Origin of the sequence: Mesorhizobium amorphae CCNWGS0123 (genome assembly GCF_001686985.1) — a bacterium.
Taxonomy (GTDB): Bacteria; Pseudomonadota; Alphaproteobacteria; order Rhizobiales; family Rhizobiaceae; genus Mesorhizobium; species Mesorhizobium amorphae.
The window spans coordinates 5,142,062-5,158,248 of record NZ_CP015318.1 but is presented as its reverse complement, the minus strand read 5'-3'; the positions used below and the strand labels follow the sequence as shown (position 1 = coordinate 5,158,248).

Below are 16,187 nucleotides of genomic sequence, written 5' to 3'. Positions count from 1 at the left end.
CGCGGAGCCGGCCCTCCCTCCCAGGAAAGGTCGGTCGATGTTTAAGCTGCTGAGAAATCAGAAGGTTCGCAACGCATTGCTGCAGGCGCTCTATGTCGGCGCGCTCGGCGCGCTGGTTATCGCCGGCGTCCTGATCGCTCGGCAGAATCTCGCCGCCCAGGGCATCACCTCCGGGTTCGACTTCCTGTTCAAATCGACCGGCTGGGACCTGGGCTTCTCGCTTTTGCCGGCATCGGCCAATGATCCCTATTGGTGGTATTTCCTCATTGGCATCGTCAACACGCTGTTTCTTGGCAGCTTCGGCCTGGCGCTGGCGACGCTGGTCGGAATGATCGTAGGGCTTGCACAGACGTCCGCGAATGATCTGGCGAAGCTGCTCGGCCGCACCTACGTGGATGTCTTTCGAAACATCCCTCTGATCCTGCAGGTGTTTTTCTGGTATGCGCTGATCACGCACCTGCCGACGCCGCGCAACGCGCATGAGGGCTGGGGTATGTTGCTCACGAGCCGTGGGCTCTACCTGCCCGTCCCGAACGTCGGCGGGCTGGCAATGCTGGCGGCTTCGTTGGCCGTGGTCGCGGCCATCGTCCTGCCGATCTGGCTGGGCCGGACATCGCTGCTCAGCCGCCCGCTGGGTCAACGAACCACGGTGCAGCTTGCGGCCGCTGCAGCGGCGCTCGCATGCGCGGTGCTGTTTCTGTTTGCCGGCCGCCTGCCCGACACGCCGTTGCTGGATCTGCCATCGCTGCAAGGCCTGAACCTGCGCGGCGGCCTGCGCATCCCGCCGGAGTTTTCCGCACTCGTCGTGGCCATCGCTATCTATGGCGGTTCCTATATCGGTGAGATCGTGCGCGGCGGCTTCAAGGCCGTCGGCAAAGGCCAGGTGGAGGCCGCCAGTTCGCTGGGGCTCACACCCTGGCAGGTTTTCACGCTTGTCCGGCTGCCGCTTGCGCTGCGCGCCATGCTGCCGATCCTGGCCAACCAGTATGTCTGGCTGATGAAGGCCACCACGATGGGCATAGCAGTCGGCTTCACCGACTTCTTCATGATCACCGCGCTGACGATCAACCATTCGGGCCAGACGCTCGAAGCGATCGGCATATTGATGGCCGGCTTCCTGATCATCAATCTGAGCCTGGCGGCACTGTTCAACCGCATCAACAAAGCGATCGCCCTCAAGGGCAATCAACTGAGGGGATGAGAGATGGAAATGGTCGTTGTCGCTCCGCCTGCGTCAGGGAAACTTGACGATCTGAAGAGACGCTTCTTCGCGACGCCTCTTCAGGCCGTGATTTCACTGCTTTCCCTCTCGGTGATTGTCTTTCTGGTCTGGAAGCTCTTGAACTGGGCTGTCTTCTCCGCGGTGTTCGATGCCAGCGGAGGGGCGGACGCCTGCCATGCGGCATCCGGCGCCTGCTGGTCGGTCATCGCAGCCCGGTGGCGCATCATCTTTTTCGGTCTGTACCCCTATGAGGAGCAATGGCGCTCCGCGCTGGCCTGCGTCACGGTCGTGGCCATGACGGTGCTGAGCTGCATTCCCGCCTTCTGGACGGGACGTCGCATCGCGCTCGTTTGGGGGTCGGAGCGGCGGTCTTCTATGTGCTGATGAAAGGCGGGTTCCTCGGCCTGAGCTTTGTCGGCGAGGAAATGTGGGGCGGGCTTGCGCTGACGCTCTTCATCTTCGTGACGACCTGCCTGATCGGCTTTCCGCTGGCAATTTGTCTTGCCCTGCTGCGCCGCTCCGAACTGCCCTGGATATCGCGCACGACGGGCCTCATCATCGATGGCGTCCGATCGCTTCCGCTGATCTCGATCCTGTTCACCTTCGCGATCGTCCTGCCTTTCGCGCTGCCGCAGTGGCTCCAGGGGGACAAGCTGTACCGGGTGATCCTCGGCTCGGCGCTGTTCTTCTCCGCCTATCAGGCCGAGATCGTGAGGGGCGGCATGCAGGGCGTTCCGAGAGGACAGGAGGAGGCCGCGATGGCGCTCGGCCTCAGCTATTGGCACCGCATCAGCCGCATCCTCCTGCCGCAGGCAATGCGCAACGCGCTGCCGGCCACGATCAACCAGTTCGTGATCTCGTTCAAGGAGACGTCCCTGGTGGTCATCGTCGGTTTCTTCGAGATCCTGGCTTCCGGCAATGCCGCCTACGGAACCGGCGAATGGCGGTTCGCCTATGTCGAGGTCTACGCCTTTATCGCCATGATCTACTTCGTCTTCGTCTTCAGCCTGTCCCGCTACGGCGCCTTCCTCGAACGGCGCATGTCGGTCGGCGAGCGATAAGGAATTTCGTGATGACCGTTCCAACCACGCAGGAAATAGCCGTCCAGGTCGAAGGCATGAGTAAATATTACGGCACCTTTCATGCGCTGCGTGACATCAACCTGACCGTCGCTCGCGGGGAGAAGATCGTCGTGTGCGGCCCCTCCGGCTCAGGCAAATCCACGATGATCCGCTGCATCAACCGGCTGGAGGAACACAATGCCGGCAGCATCGTGGTGCTTGGCACGGAACTGAACGATGATGTCGGAAACATCGATGAGATCCGGCGCGAAGTCGGCATGGTGTTCCAGCATTTCAACCTGTTTCCGCATATGACAGTGCTGCAGAATTGCGTGCTCGCGCCGATGCTGGTGCGTAAGATGCCCCGCGTCGAGGCGGAAGCGATGGCGCGGCGCTATCTGGAAAAGGTCCGCATCCCCGAACAGGCCTCGAAATATCCCGGTCAGCTTTCAGGCGGCCAGCAGCAGCGGGTGGCCATCGCCCGCTCGCTGTGCATGCAGCCGCAGATCATGCTTTTCGACGAGCCGACCTCCGCTCTGGATCCGGAAATGATTTCGGAAGTGCTGGATGTGATGGTCACGCTGGCCTCCGAAGGCATGACGATGATCTGCGTCACGCACGAGATGAGCTTTGCGCGGCGGGTTGCCGACCGGGTGATCTTCATGGACGCGGGCGAGATTGTCGAAGAGGCGCCGCCGGAAATCTTCTTCACATCGGCCAAAAGCGAACGAACGCAACTGTTCCTGTCCCAGGTTCTGGGGCATTGATCAGGTTTCTTGCCGCATGGATGCGATGCGGCGCATGTGAGCCTCCCGCACTCGTATAGATAGTCCCATGATCGATCCCGTCTCTGCCTTGTCGAATGTTCTTGGTGTGAAAGGCTGGCTTTCGGGCGGCGACGTCGAGCCCTACCGATGGGATTGGCTTCGGCGCTACGGAGCGGTTCCTCTCGGCGTCGCCCGTCCGGCAAATACGCAGGAGGTGGCGCGGGTCGTCGAAATCTGCCGTGAGGCGGGCGTGGCGGTGGTGCCCCAGGGCGGCAACACCGGCCTGTGCGGTGGTGCCGTCGCGCACGAAACCGGCGCGGTGATCCTGTCGCTCTCCCGCATGGCGGCGATGGAGAAGCCGGATCTCGCGAGCGGTTCGATCGTTGTCGAAGCCGGCGTGGTCCTAGCCACACTGCACGAGGCCCTGGAGCCGCATGGTCTGATCTTTCCGATGCATCTCGGTGCCGAGGGCAGCGCCCGGATCGGCGGGTTGATCGGCACCAATGCCGGCGGCAGCCACGCCTTGCGCTACGGGATGATGCAGGACCTCGTCCTCGGCCTCGAAGTCGTTCTCGCCGACGGCACGGTGTGGAACGGGCTGCGCTCCGTGCAGAAGGACAATGCCGGCTACCAGTTGCGCAAGCTGTTCTGCGGCTCGGAAGGCACGCTGGGCATTGTGACTCGCGCGGTGCTGAAGCTTTTTCCGGCGCCCAAGCAGCGGACGACGGCACTGCTCACCTTCGCCGATTGCGGCGCGGCGGTCTCTTTCGGCACGTATCTGAGGGGCGAAGCGGGCGAATTCCTTTCCGGCCTTGAGTTCTTTTCCGATTTCGGCCTCAAGCTGGTTCTGAAACATATGGCGGACCTTTCCTTTCCGCTGGAAACCAGGGGCGGGGTTCACCTTCTGGCCGAACTTGCGTCGAGCTCGGCCCGGGTTCCGCTGGATGACATCCTGAACGCGGCACTGGAGTGGGGCATGGAGCGGGAGCTTGTGATCGACGGTGCGCTTGCAATGTCGGATGCCCAGAGGGCGCACTTCTGGCATCTGCGCGAGGAGCAACCCGAAGGCCAGCGGCTGGAGGGACAGCAGCTCAAGCACGACATTTCGGTGCCGCCAGGCAAGATCGCCGAATTCATAGAGGCTGGGGAAGCGGCGTGCAGCAAGATCCTGCCGGGCGTGCGCATCAATCCTTTCGGCCATCTTGGTGACGGCAATATCCACTACAATCTGAGCCCTCCCAAAGGGCAAAGCGACTTTGCCGACAAGGCCTTGGAGCTCGGCCAGGCGCTGGCCTCGCTGGCCACGGGAATGGGCGGCAGCTTTGCCGCCGAGCATGGCCTCGGCCGCTCGAAGATCGTGCTGGCCGACACCAACAGAAGTCCGGAGGAGCGAAACTTGATGGCGGTCATCAAAGATGCCCTGGATCCGTCAGGCGTGATGAATCCGGGCGTTATGATCTCTTCCGTCAGGCAAAGAAAAACTTTCCAATAGACGAGATTTCTTGATTTCGCCGCGTCTCGTCAACGTGCAGGTTCAAAACGGCGGGATGCTTGTTCGAGATTTCCTCCACTCGCCTCGTTGTCTTTCACGCCCATCCACCGGCCCCACCCGCCGGCCATTGAGAAAGTTGATGCATGATGCGCAATGGCGGCCAGCTTCTTGTCGAGTGCCTGATGGCGCTGGGCGCGACCAAGAGTTTCGGCGTGCCCGGAGAAAGCTACCTGGCTGTTCTTGACGCTTTGCACGACACCGAAGGCAGACTGGATTACGTGCTCTGCCGCAACGAAGGCGGTGCTGCGTTCATGGCTTCCGCCTATGGCAAGCTGACCGGCTCTCCGGGCATATGCTTCGTGACGCGGGGCCCCGGCGCCACCAATGCCGGCATCGGCGTGCATACCGCCATGCAGGACAGTTCGCCGATGCTGCTGTTCGTCGGGCAGGTGGGCACCGACATGAAGGGCCGCGAGGCATTCCAGGAGGTCGACTATCGCGCGGTGTTCGGCACGCTGGCGAAATGGGCGGTCGAGATCGACGAGGTTTCGCGTCTTCCCGAGATCGTGGCGCGGGCATGGACCACGGCGCTGACCGGGCGGCCAGGACCGGTCGTCGTGGCATTGCCGGAGGACATGCTGATCACGATGACGGACGCCGCACCGCTTAGCGGACCGGCTGCCATGTTCGAACCCGCTGCTGGAGTGGAGGCGGTTGCCGCAACCCAAGAAAAGCTTGCCGCGGCGCGCCGGCCGGTGATCCTGATCGGTGGCACCAACTGGACGGCCGAAGGACGCACTGCGCTGCAGAGCTTCGCCGAAGCCTCCGACATTCCGGTGGTGGCAGCCTTCCGGTTCCAGGATCAGTTCGACAATGGTTCGCCGGTTTTCGTCGGCGAGGCCGGCGTGGGCATGGTGCCGCATGTCAAGGCGCTGATCCGCGAAGCCGATGTGGTCCTGGCCATCAATGTGCGTTTCGGAGAAATGACGACGGATGGCTACACCTTGCTGTCGGTGCCCGAGCCAAGCCAGAAACTGATCCATGTCCACGGATCGGACCGCGAGATCGGCAAGGTTTACATTCCCTCGATCGGCGTCCATGCCGGCCCCAATGCTTTCGCCAGAGCGCTGACCCCGGTCGAGGGCGGGTGGGCCGAATGGCGCGCCAAGGCCAGGGCAAGCTACGAAGGCGCGTTCAAGGCGCCGGCCCAGCCTGGTCCGGTCGACATGGTCGAGGTCAGCGCATGGCTGCGCGACAACCTGCCCGACGACGTGATCCTGACCAACGGCGCCGGCAATTTCACGGTCTGGCCGAACAAGTTCTTCAAGTTCGGCCCCAAGGCGCGGCTGCTCGCGCCGCAGTCCGGCGCGATGGGTTATGGGCTGCCGGCTGCGATTGCCGCCAAGGTGGCGTTTCCCGATCGTACTGTCGTCTGCTTTGCCGGCGACGGCGATTTCCAAATGAACTGCCAGGAACTCGGCACGGCGATGCAGGCTGGAGCGCAGCCCATCGTGCTCATCCTGAACAATGGCATCTACGGCACGATCCGCGCGCATCAGGAGCGGCACTATCCGGCGCGCGTTTCGGGAACGAACATCGAGAACCCGGATTTCGTCGGCCTTGCCAGATCCTACCGCTTCCATGCCGAACGCGTCGAATCCACGGCGGACTTCGCCGACGCGTTCGGGCGGGCGCTGGCATCGCCGACCGGTGCGGTTCTGGAACTCGCGATTTCCCCCGAGGCGCTGACCCCGCGCCAGACCCTTTCCCAGATGCGCGAGGCGGCACTTGCTTCGCAGAAGGCCAAGGCATGACCACCAGGACAGATGACATCCGTCTCGGAGCCGACATCGGCGGGACCTTCACGGACATCGCGCTCGATGTGCGCGGAACGATCTTTTCGACCAAGGTGCTCACCACCTATTCGGCACCCGAGCAGGCGATCCTCGATGGCATCGCAATCGTGGTGCGCGATGCAAAGATCTCGACCGCCGACATCGGCATCGTCATTCACGGCACGACCTTGGCGACGAACGCGCTCATCGAGCGACGCGGGGCCAAGACGGCGTTGGTGACGACCGAAGGTTTTCGCGATGTAATCGAGATGCGGACCGAGAACCGCTTCGAGCAGTACGACCTCAATTTGAAACTGCCGACGCCGCTGATCCCGCGCGAGCATCGCTTTACCGTCAAGGGCCGCATTGGCGCCGAAGGCCAGGAATTGCAGCCGCTGGACGAGGCCGCCCTGGAAGAGATCGCCGACCAGATCGCCGCGGGCGGCTTCGGCGCGGTCGCCATCGGTTTCATCCATTCCTACATGAATCCGGCGCACGAACAGCGGGCTCGCGAAATCCTGGCGCGAAAGCTGGATATGCCGATTTCCGTCAGCGCCGAAGTCTCGCCGCAGATGCGGGAATTCGAGCGTTTCAACACGGTCTGCGCCAATGCCTATGTGCGCCCGCAGATGGCGAGCTATCTCGCCCGGCTACAGACGCGGCTGAAGGATATGGGCGCGGACTGCCCGGTCTTCATGATCCATTCGGGCGGCGGGCTGATCTCGGTCGAAACGGCGTCCGAATTTCCGGTGCGGCTGGTCGAATCCGGTCCGGCCGGTGGTGCCATCTTCGCCGCCGATATTGCCCGGCGTTTCGATCTGGACACCGTCGTCTCCTACGACATGGGCGGAACGACCGCGAAGATCTGCCTGATCGAGGATTACGCGCCGCAGACGGCCAGGACCTTCGAGGTCGCGCGCACCTACCGGTTCTGCAAGGGCTCCGGCATGCCGATCTCGATCCCGGTGATCGAGATGATCGAGATCGGCGCAGGCGGCGGCTCGATTGCCTGGGTCGATGCGATGGGACGCATCCAGACCGGCCCGGAAAGTGCGGGTTCCGAACCGGGGCCGGCATGCTATGGGCGCGGCGGCACGCGGCCTGCGATTACCGACGCCGATCTGGTGCTGGGCAAGCTCGACCCCGACAGTTTCGCGGGCGGCGCCATCAAGCTCGATGCTGCGGCCTCGCAAGGCGCGATCACGAGCGATGTCGGCGCACGCCTGTCGCTCAACCCGCTGTCGGCGGCCTTCGGCATCAGCGAGGTGGTGGACGAGAACATGGCCAATGCCGCCCGCGTCCACGCGGTCGAGAACGGCAAGAACATCTCGGACAATGTCATGATCGCCTTCGGCGGCGCGGCACCGCTGCACGCGGCGCGGCTCTGCGAAAAGCTCGGTCTCGACCAATGCCTCGTGCCGCAAGGTGCCGGCGTCGGCTCGGCGATCGGCTTCCTCAAGGCGCCCTTCGGCTATGAGGCGCTCGCCTCCAAACTGACCCGGCTTTCGCAATTCAAGGCGGATGAGGTGAATGCGCTGCTCGACGATCTCAAGGCTTCGGCAGAGAGCTTCGTGCGCGCAGGCACCAGCGGCAGGATCGTGCGCGAGATCACCGCCTTCATGCGCTATGCAGGCCAGGGCTGGGAAATCCCTGTCGCTCTGCCCGACAAGCCTTTCGCCGAGGACGCTGGCATCACCCTGGCGGATGCCTTCCGCAAGAACTACGAGCGCTTTTTCGGCCGCGCCATCGATGGTCTCGACGGGCTGGAGATCGAGGTCGTCACCTGGTCGGTGAAGGCAAGCGACGAGAGACCCGCCTCCGCAAAGCACAAGATCACCACGGGCACGCGCAGCGTACCAGTCGCGGTGACGCGGGAGGTTTTCGATCCGGCGAGCGGAACGATGCAGACGACGGCGATCGTCGAACGCACCAGCCTTTCGGCAGGCGACCGCGTGAAGGGGCCGGCCGTGATCGTGGAGCGCGAGACATCGACGGTCGTCACCACACCATTCGACGCCGTCATGCAGAGCGACGGTGCCATCCTGATGATCCGCAAGGAGAGCGCGGCATGAGCGACATTGGCGAAATCCGCATGCAGGTCATGTGGAACCGGCTGATCTCCGTCGTCGAGGAGCAGGCGCTGACCTTGCTGCGCACGGCCTTCTCCACATCCGTGCGCGAGTCGGGCGACCTGTCCGCCGGCGTGTTCAGCCCGCGTGGCGAAATGCTGGCGCAAGCGGTGACCGGCACGCCCGGGCATGTGAACACCATGGCCGAGGCAGTGCTGCAGTTCATGAACGAGATTCCGCGCGAGGAGATGTACGAAGGCGACACCTACGTCACCAACGATCCGTGGCAAGGCACCGGCCATCTTCACGACATCACGATGGTCTCGCCCTCGTTCCTGAATGGCGAGCTCGTCGCCTTCTTTGCCTGCACCGCCCATGTCGTCGATGTCGGCGGGCGAGGTTTTGGCGCCGACGGCAAGTCGGTCTACGAGGAAGGCATCCAGATCCCGATCATGAAGTTCGCCGAGAAGGGCGTGGTCAACCGCGACCTGGTGAAGATCCTGCGCTGCAACGTCCGCGAACCGAACCAGGTCGTCGGCGATTTCTATTCGCTTGCCGCGTGCAACGAGGTCGGCCATCGGCGCCTCGTCGGCATGATGAGAGAGATCGGCCTGACATCGCTCGATGGTCTCGGCGCGTTCATCTTCTCGCGCACGCATAACGCCATGCTGGAGCGGATCAAGGCTCTGCCCAAGGGGACATGGTCCAACGAACTGGTCACCGACGGCTACGACGACCCGGTCAAGCTGGCGGCGGCCGTTTCGGTGCATGACGACCATCTCAATGTCGACTTCTCCGGCAGCGCGCCGATGAGCCGCTGGGGCATCAACGTGCCCATCATCTACACCAAGGCCTATGCCTGCTACGCGCTGAAATGCGTGGTGGCGCCCGACATTCCCAACAATGCCGCCTCGCTGGCCTTCTTCACCGTGTCGTCACCCACGAACATCCTGAACGCGGCCCGGCCGGCGCCGGTGTCGCTGAGGCATGTCATCGGCCACATGGTTCCCGACCTCGTGCTTGGCGCGATGGCCCAGGCGCTGCCCGGCAAGATCCAGGCGGAGGGTGCCGCCGCGCTGTGGAATATCCATATCTCGGCCCGGCCAGCTGCCGGCGGTGCCGGCCGTCGTGCCGAGGTGCTGATGTTCAATTCCGGCGGCATGGGCGCCCGTCCCGAACTGGACGGATTGTCGGCAACAGCCTTCCCCTCCGGCGTCCACACCATGCCGATCGAGGCGACGGAGCATACCGGCCCGATCGTCATCTGGCGCAAGGAGCTCCGTCCTGGTTCGGGCGGCGATGGCGAGTTTCGCGGCGGCCTCGGCCAGGTTCTCGAAATCGGCGCCCTTGACGGACATGAGTTCGATTTCTCGGCCATGTTCGACCGCGTCAAGCATCCGGCGAAGGGCCGCAACGGCGGCAAGGATGGCCAGGCCGGTGTGGTCAAGCTGGACGACGGCACGCTGATGCGACCGAAGGGATGGCAGCATGTGCCGGCGGGACGCCGTCTGATCCTGGAACTCCCGGGCGGCGGCGGCTATGGCGATCCGGCCAAGCGCAGCGCGGAGGCGAGGGCGCAGGATCGATCCAGGGGATATGTTACGGAGGACGGCAAATGAGCTACATCTCCTCGCGGCTTTCCGTGGTCAAGCCGTCGGCGTCGATGGCCGCCTCCCAGGCCGCCAAGGCGCTGCGGGCCAAGGGCGTCGACGTCATCGACCTTGGCCTTGGCGAACCGGATTTTCCGACGCCTGCCCACATCACCGAAGCGGCCTATGCGGCCGCCAAGGCCGGCCAGACCCTCTACACCGCGGCGGCCGGCACGCCGGAAGTGCGCGAGGCCGTGGCGGCAAAATTCAGGCGCGAGAACGGGCTGGACTACACGGCCGACGACATCGTCGTCGCCAACGGCGCCAAGCAGATCATCTTCAACGCCTTGATGGCGACGCTGGAAAGCGGCGACGAGGTGATCCTGCCGGCGCCCTATTTCGTGTCCTATCCCGAGATGGTCAAGCTATTGGGCGGCAGGCCGGTCGTCGTCGAATGCCCGGAGGCGACCGGGTTCAAGCTTACCCCCGAACTGCTCGAGCGCGCGATCACGCCGAAGAGCAAATGGCTGTTCCTGAACATGCCGGGCAACCCGTCGGGCGCGGTCTATTCCGAGGCGGAACTGAAGGCGCTTGGTGCAGTGCTCGCCAGGCACAGCCAGGTGCTGGTGCTGTCCGACGAGATCTATGAGCACATCATCTTCGATGGTCGCGAGTTCGTGTCCTTCGGCAAGGCCTGTCCGGAGCTGAAGGACCGAAGCCTGATCGTCAACGGCGTCGCCAAGGCCTATGCGATGACCGGCTGGCGGGTCGGCTACGCCGCCGGGCCGGCGCCACTGGTCAAGGCGATGTCGACCATCCAGAGCCAGTCGGTCACCTCGGTATGCTCGATCGCCCAGGCGGCGACGGTCGCCGCGCTGAACGGCCCGCAGGACGAGGTGGTCCGGTTCCGCCAGGCCTTCGAGGCGCGCAGGAACCTGGTCGTCGATGGCATCAGGCGCATCAACGGCCTGACGCTGCCGCCGCCGGAAGGTGCCTTCTATGCCTATATCGGCTGCGCCAGCCTGATCGGCCGCAAAACGCCCAAGGGTATCGTGCTTGAAGACGACACCGCGGTTGCGAGCTATCTCTTGAATGAGGGCCGCGTGGCTTCGGTGCCGGGCGCCGCCTACGGACTTTCACCCTATTTCCGCATCTCCACCGCCACGAGCGAGGGGGTGCTCGCCGAAGCGATCGCGCGGATCAATGCCGCCGTCGCGCAAGTGGAGTAAATCATGCCTCAATACGAACGCATCCTGATCACCGGCGCCGCCGGCCGCCTTGGCTCGGAACTGCGGAAGGGGCTGGTGCCGCTGGCAAAGACGATCCGCCTGGCGGGCCGCGAACCGTTTGGTGATCTTGCCGCGCACGAGGAAGAAGCGGTGTTCGACCTCGCCGACATGGAGGCGACGATCGCGGCCACCAAGGACTGCGACGCGATCGTGCATTTCGGCGGCGCGCCGCTCGAATGCGCCTGGCAGACGATCCTGGATTCCAGTATCCGCGGCTCGTACCACATCTATGAGGGCGCGCGGAAACATGGCGTCAAGCGTGTCATCTACGCCTCCTCGGTGCACGCCATCGGCTATCACGAGGTGGAGGCGCATATCGGCGTCGACGCGCCGGTGCGCCCCGACAGCCTGTATGGTGTGTCGAAGAACTTTGTCGAAAGCCTGAGCCGGCTCTATTGGGACAAGTTCGGCATCGAGACGGTGTGCCTGCGCATCTTCTCGTCGTTCCCGGAGCCGGCCGATCGCCGCATGCTGTGGTCGTACCTCTCCTTTGCCGACTGCGTGCGCCTCGTCGAGGCGTCGCTCACCGCCCCACGCGTCGGCCACACGATCTCCTTCGGCATTTCCGACAACAAGGTGAAGACGGTCGACAACAGCGGCGCCAACCATCTCGGATTTCATCCGCAGGACAGCGCCGAGCCGCACCGCTCCGCGGTCGAGGCGAAGACGCCGGTTCCCGATCCGAAAAGGCCATCCGTAAAATATCTGGGCGGCTGGTTCTGCGAACTCGGACATCCGGACGACGAGCCGAAATCGTGAAGCAGAGCTACGACGTCGTCATTGTCGGCGGGGCCGTGATCGGCTCCGCCGTCGCCTATTTCCTCGCGGCCAATCCGGACTTCACGGGCTCGGTCCTGGTGGTCGAGATGGATCCGACCTATGCGAAGGCATCGACCTCGCTGTCGTCCTCGTCGATCCGCAACCAGTTCTCCAACCCCATCAATGTCCGCATCAGCCAGTTCGGCACGGAGTTCATCCGCAACTTCGCCGATACCATGCAGGTGGGATCCGACAGGCCCGATCTGGCCTTTCACGAGGGCGGCTATCTGTTCCTCGCCAACACCGAGGAACAGGCGCAGACGCTGCGCGAGAACCATGCCGTGCAGCGGGCCCGTGGCGCGGATGTGGTGCTGTGGCAGCGCGATGAAGTGGCCGCCGCCTTTCCGCATCTGAATGTCGACGACATCCTGCTTGCCTCCTATGGCCGATCCGGCGAAGGCTGGTTCAACAACACTGGCCTGATGTACGGCTTCAAGAACAAGGCGCGGTCGCTGGGCGTCGAGTACGTGACCGACGAAGTGGTGGCCATCGGCCGCGAGGGCGGCAAGATTACAGATGTCACCCTGAAATCCGGGGCGGTGATATCAACCGGCGTATTGGTCAATGCTTCCGGTCCCCGGGCAGCACTCACCGCCCGCATGGCGGGGCTCGATGTTCCCGTCGAGCCGCGCAAGCGCACTTTGTTCGTGTTCGACTGCGCCCAGTCTCCTGAGGGGTCGGCCGCCGTAAACCAGGGCCGCCTGCCGCTGATGATCGACCCGTCCGGCGTGTTCTGCCGGCCGGAAGGCCGCTTCTTCCTGACCGGCTGTCCGCCGGTGGAAGATCCGTGTTCCGACTGGGACGATTTCGAGCCGCGCTACGACGAGTTCGAGGAGATCATCTGGCCGGCGCTGGCGGCGCGTTCACCCGCATTCGAGGCGATCAAGGCCGTGAACCAGTGGGCCGGGCACTATGATTTCAACACGCTCGACCACAATCTGATTGTCGGTCCCCATCCGGAGGTCAAGAACTTCATCTTCGCCAACGGCTTCTCCGGACACGGCCTGCAGCAGGGGCCGGCGGCCGGCCGCGGCGTGGCGGAACTCATCGTCCATGGCGGCTTTCGAACGCTCGACCTGTCTGAGGTCGGCTACGAGCGCATCGTGGAGAACCGGCCGTTCCTCGAAAAGGCTGTTATCTGACCCCGGCGTCGATCTTGCTGGGCTCTTCCTGCACGAATCTCCGAGGCCACGCCGGAGGCTATCTTGCCGGTTCGCCTTCGCCAAAAGTGTCTTTCATCGCGCGCAGGATGATGACGGCCGAGGCGGCACCCGGGTCCATGTGACCGAGGGATCGCTCGCCGAGCCTGGCCGCCCTGCCGCGGGCAGCGACCATCGACCGCGTCGAATTCGCGCCGGCTTCGGCGGCCTCCAGTATGCTGTTCCACATTTCCGGGCCTCCGGCAGAACGGGCGCGTGCGTTGACGGCCGCTTCCGTGGCCGGGATCCAGGCGTCCAGCATCGTCTTGTCGCCGCGCTGTCCCTTGCCGCGCTCCTTGATGCCGGTGGTCATGGCCTCGACGATCATCGCCTGATCGGCGGCTGAGAGGCATTCATCCTGTTTGAGCGCTTGTGCCGCGCGCCGGAAGGCGGTGGCATAAAGCGGCCCCGTGGAGGCGCCGACGGCGTCGAGAAAGGCCGACGCGGCGGCCGTGAAGACCTCCGACGGCAGCGTGTCGTCGAGGTTGAGCTTGGCCAGTTCCGCGTTCACCGCCATGAAGCCGAGCGACATGGTGATGCCATGGTCGGCGTCGCCGATGGCGCCGTCGAGGTCCGAGAGGTGGTCCTTTCCGGCCTCGATCGCAATCGATATGCGATAGAACATCCTGCTCAGGCGTCGCGCCGCATTGTCCGACATCGTGTTCCTCCAGCTCAAGCAGGATGCCGCCCGTCTTCACGGGGGCGCCTATTCCCTATCTTCAACCAATCCGCAGGACGGCCGTGTCGCAAGGGTGATGCAACAATTCTGTAAGCTCGGCGTCGAGATGCATGACCGTTATCGACGCGCCGACCATGTCGAGCGAGGTGCAGTAATGTCCCACCCAGTTCGCCTCTATCGTGATGTCCTTGGCGCTCAGCCGCTGCTCGACGCGCCTGAAGAGAATGTACAGTTCCATCATCGGCGTTGCGCCAAATGAATTGACCAGCACCGCGACACGGTCTCCCGCCGCCGGCTTCATTTCCGAAAAGATGCGGTCCATGATCCGGTCGGTGATCGCGTCGGCGCTCATCATCTTTTCACGGATGACACCAGGTTCGCCGTGGATGCCCATGCCGATCTCGATGTCGTCGGGGCCGATCTCGAAATTGTGGCGGCGGGTCTGCGGCATCGAGCAAGGCTCCAGCGCGACGCCCATGGTGAAGGTTCGCGCATTGGCCTTGCGGGTCACGGCCTCGCAGGCGTCGAGCGACAAACCGCGGTCGCAGGCGGCCCCGGCGATCTTGAACATGAAGAAGTTGCCGGCGACGCCGCGTCGGCCCTCCCGGTCCTCGAGCGGAGACGAGGCGATGTCGTCCGTTGTCACCACCGTGCGGACCTCGATGTTGTGTTCCGCAGCGATCTCGGCTGCCATCTCGAAATTCATCACGTCGCCGGCATAGTTGCCGTAGACGAAGAGCACGCCTTGCCCGCCTGATGCGGCGTTGGCGCACTGGAAGATCGTGCCGGGAGGCGGTGACGAAAAGATGTTGCCGACGGCAACGGCGTCGGCAAGCCCCTTGCCGACATAACCGAGAAAGCAGGGCTCGTGCCCGGTGCCGCCGCCGACCACAAGCCCGACCTTGCCTGGCCTCGGTCCGGTGCGGGCGACGAGGGCGCGATGCGACCCCTTGATCGGCATGACAAAGGCGGCATTGGCCTTCACCACGCCGTCGAGCATTTCCTCGACGACATCATTTGGGTCGTTGAGGAACTTCTTGATGTGGGTGCGATAGTTACTGGGCAGCGCCACCGTGTTGTCGACCCTTGGGCGTTGCGAGAGCTTCTGGTCGAGTTCCGTCACGCCGTCGGCATTGAGGATGCCGCGGCCGGTGGCGGCGTCGGTGATCAGCACATTGACGTAGCCGCCGCGCAGCGCGGCAAGGATCGCCGGCACCTTGTCGAAGCCGCCGGCGACGGCGATCCGCAAGCCGATGGCCTTCAGCATGTCGAGCGATATGCCGATCGTGCGGTCGTCCAGCGGGCCGGCAACCGGATTGCCTTGCCCGTCGATGAAGCGGCCGGCGACGACGCCGACGGCGTCCCTGGCGAGATATTGCTGCAGCGAAACCGATTCAAAGAAGCCGCTGGTGTGGATCGTCGAGTTCGGACGCAACGACGAGATGCCGAACAGCGCCTTGTTGGCTTTGGCTAAAGCGCCGAACTGGCTGTGGATCAGCGGCTCGCGCAACAGCATATCGCGAACCTCGGCCGTGGAAACGACCGCCGGCGCCGTGATGTTGATCAGCTTCGCCTTGACCGCGCTGGCGATGGCGGCGGCGCAGAGCTCGGGCGTATAGGCGAAGCTGGCGGCCGTTCCGCCGGTGGCCTGGACGATGGTGACGTCCTGAAGGCCGGGCACCGATGCCTGCTCCGCGATCGCCAGGATCGTGCGCCCCCAGGCGACGGCGAGCGTGTCACCGGACTTCAAAAGCTTGGCAAGAGCCTGCGCGGCGGCTCCGCCAAGGCGGTCGATCAGCGGCCGCGTATTATCGTCGCTCGGCACGACGAGACAGTCATGCAGGCCGAAGTGACGTTTGAGCTCCTGCGCGATCGACAGCGAGCTCAGCCGTGACGGCTCGAGCGAGATGTTGACGATGCCGCGGGCGCGGGCATCGGCCAGGTAGCTGTTCACCGTCGCCCGCGAAATGCCCATGATCTCGGCGATGTCGCCTTGCGTCATGTGGTCTTCGTAGTAGAGCCAGCAGGCCCAGACATACGGGTCGTCGCCATAGCGCAGCGGAATGGGCTCGGACGCAGCTTCGGCGCCCGCTCGCACGGTGCCGTTCTTGCGCGCCGATGATGTCTTGACGGTCATGCTGCCAGGTTTCCCCGAATCCAAGATCG

13 protein-coding genes are annotated in these 16,187 nt (G+C 64.0%); 11 read left to right on the top strand and 2 right to left on the bottom strand.

Features of this window, described 5'->3' with window-relative positions; all coding sequences use genetic code 11:
- Positions 1-37 precede the first annotated feature (37 nt).
- From A6B35_RS24225 to A6B35_RS24180, 11 genes are all read left to right on the top strand, one after another.
- Positions 38-1,201: an ABC transporter permease subunit gene (locus A6B35_RS24225; protein ID WP_006206706.1), complete on the top strand. Its 1,164-nt coding sequence runs from the start codon at positions 38-40 to the stop codon at positions 1,199-1,201.
- Positions 1,202-1,204: 3 nt separating this feature from the next.
- Positions 1,205-1,606, top strand: coding sequence for a hypothetical protein (locus tag A6B35_RS36725; RefSeq protein ID WP_244897048.1), 402 nt, complete (start codon positions 1,205-1,207; stop codon positions 1,604-1,606).
- Positions 1,606-2,283 carry an amino acid ABC transporter permease gene (locus A6B35_RS36720; RefSeq protein WP_244897101.1) on the top strand — a complete coding sequence of 226 codons (678 nt, stop codon included), beginning with the start codon at positions 1,606-1,608 and terminating at the stop codon, positions 2,281-2,283. The genes A6B35_RS36725 and A6B35_RS36720 overlap by 1 nt, the downstream gene beginning before the upstream one ends.
- A gap of 11 nt (positions 2,284-2,294) precedes the next feature.
- A complete protein-coding gene (locus tag A6B35_RS24215) occupies positions 2,295-3,050 on the top strand; it encodes an amino acid ABC transporter ATP-binding protein (protein ID WP_006206708.1) in 756 nt (251 codons plus the stop codon).
- A gap of 67 nt (positions 3,051-3,117) precedes the next feature.
- Positions 3,118-4,542, top strand: a complete 1,425-nt coding sequence (locus tag A6B35_RS24210; protein ID WP_006206709.1) for an FAD-binding oxidoreductase — start codon at positions 3,118-3,120, stop codon at positions 4,540-4,542.
- A gap of 143 nt (positions 4,543-4,685) precedes the next feature.
- The gene (locus A6B35_RS24205) at positions 4,686-6,356 is read left to right on the top strand and encodes a thiamine pyrophosphate-binding protein (RefSeq protein ID WP_006206710.1); all 1,671 of its coding nucleotides are present in this window, start codon (positions 4,686-4,688) and stop codon (positions 6,354-6,356) included.
- Complete coding sequence (locus A6B35_RS24200) at positions 6,353-8,449, top strand: hydantoinase/oxoprolinase family protein (protein ID WP_006206711.1); 2,097 nt, start codon at positions 6,353-6,355, stop codon at positions 8,447-8,449. The genes A6B35_RS24205 and A6B35_RS24200 overlap by 4 nt, the downstream gene beginning before the upstream one ends.
- Positions 8,446-10,065 carry a hydantoinase B/oxoprolinase family protein gene (locus tag A6B35_RS24195; RefSeq protein ID WP_006206712.1) on the top strand — a complete coding sequence of 540 codons (1,620 nt, stop codon included), beginning with the start codon at positions 8,446-8,448 and terminating at the stop codon, positions 10,063-10,065. The genes A6B35_RS24200 and A6B35_RS24195 overlap by 4 nt, the downstream gene beginning before the upstream one ends.
- Positions 10,062-11,264 (top strand): pyridoxal phosphate-dependent aminotransferase, encoded by a 1,203-nt coding sequence (locus A6B35_RS24190; protein WP_006206713.1) that lies wholly within the window; start codon positions 10,062-10,064, stop codon positions 11,262-11,264. Before A6B35_RS24195 ends, A6B35_RS24190 begins: the two co-directional genes overlap by 4 nt.
- A 3-nt stretch (positions 11,265-11,267) precedes the next feature.
- The gene (locus A6B35_RS24185) at positions 11,268-12,083 is read left to right on the top strand and encodes an NAD-dependent epimerase/dehydratase family protein (RefSeq protein ID WP_006206714.1); all 816 of its coding nucleotides are present in this window, start codon (positions 11,268-11,270) and stop codon (positions 12,081-12,083) included.
- On the top strand, positions 12,080-13,285 hold the full coding sequence (locus A6B35_RS24180; protein ID WP_006206715.1) for an NAD(P)/FAD-dependent oxidoreductase: 1,206 nt from the start codon (positions 12,080-12,082) through the stop codon (positions 13,283-13,285). Before A6B35_RS24185 ends, A6B35_RS24180 begins: the two co-directional genes overlap by 4 nt.
- Positions 13,286-13,343: 58 nt before the next feature.
- Here A6B35_RS24180 and dhaL read toward each other — a convergent pair whose 3' ends face one another.
- Positions 13,344-14,000: a dihydroxyacetone kinase subunit DhaL gene (gene dhaL / locus A6B35_RS24175; RefSeq protein ID WP_006206716.1), complete on the bottom strand. Its 657-nt coding sequence runs from the start codon at positions 13,998-14,000 to the stop codon at positions 13,344-13,346.
- Between the two features lie 61 nt (positions 14,001-14,061).
- Positions 14,062-16,158, bottom strand: a complete 2,097-nt coding sequence (locus A6B35_RS34690; RefSeq protein ID WP_006206717.1) for a bifunctional sugar-binding transcriptional regulator/dihydroxyacetone kinase subunit DhaK — start codon at positions 16,156-16,158, stop codon at positions 14,062-14,064.
- Positions 16,159-16,187: the final 29 nt, after the last annotated feature.

Coding starts and splice junctions, on each gene's coding strand:
- A6B35_RS24225 (WP_006206706.1), top strand. CDS start 38: ATGTTTAAGCTGCTGAGAAATCAGAAGGTTCGCAACGCATTGCTGCAG.
- A6B35_RS36725 (WP_244897048.1), top strand. CDS start 1,205: ATGGAAATGGTCGTTGTCGCTCCGCCTGCGTCAGGGAAACTTGACGAT.
- A6B35_RS36720 (WP_244897101.1), top strand. CDS start 1,606: ATGAAAGGCGGGTTCCTCGGCCTGAGCTTTGTCGGCGAGGAAATGTGG.
- A6B35_RS24215 (WP_006206708.1), top strand. CDS start 2,295: ATGACCGTTCCAACCACGCAGGAAATAGCCGTCCAGGTCGAAGGCATG.
- A6B35_RS24210 (WP_006206709.1), top strand. CDS start 3,118: ATGATCGATCCCGTCTCTGCCTTGTCGAATGTTCTTGGTGTGAAAGGC.
- A6B35_RS24205 (WP_006206710.1), top strand. CDS start 4,686: ATGATGCGCAATGGCGGCCAGCTTCTTGTCGAGTGCCTGATGGCGCTG.
- A6B35_RS24200 (WP_006206711.1), top strand. CDS start 6,353: ATGACCACCAGGACAGATGACATCCGTCTCGGAGCCGACATCGGCGGG.
- A6B35_RS24195 (WP_006206712.1), top strand. CDS start 8,446: ATGAGCGACATTGGCGAAATCCGCATGCAGGTCATGTGGAACCGGCTG.
- A6B35_RS24190 (WP_006206713.1), top strand. CDS start 10,062: ATGAGCTACATCTCCTCGCGGCTTTCCGTGGTCAAGCCGTCGGCGTCG.
- A6B35_RS24185 (WP_006206714.1), top strand. CDS start 11,268: ATGCCTCAATACGAACGCATCCTGATCACCGGCGCCGCCGGCCGCCTT.
- dhaL (WP_006206716.1), bottom strand. CDS start 14,000: ATGTCGGACAATGCGGCGCGACGCCTGAGCAGGATGTTCTATCGCATA.
- A6B35_RS34690 (WP_006206717.1), bottom strand. CDS start 16,158: ATGACCGTCAAGACATCATCGGCGCGCAAGAACGGCACCGTGCGAGCG.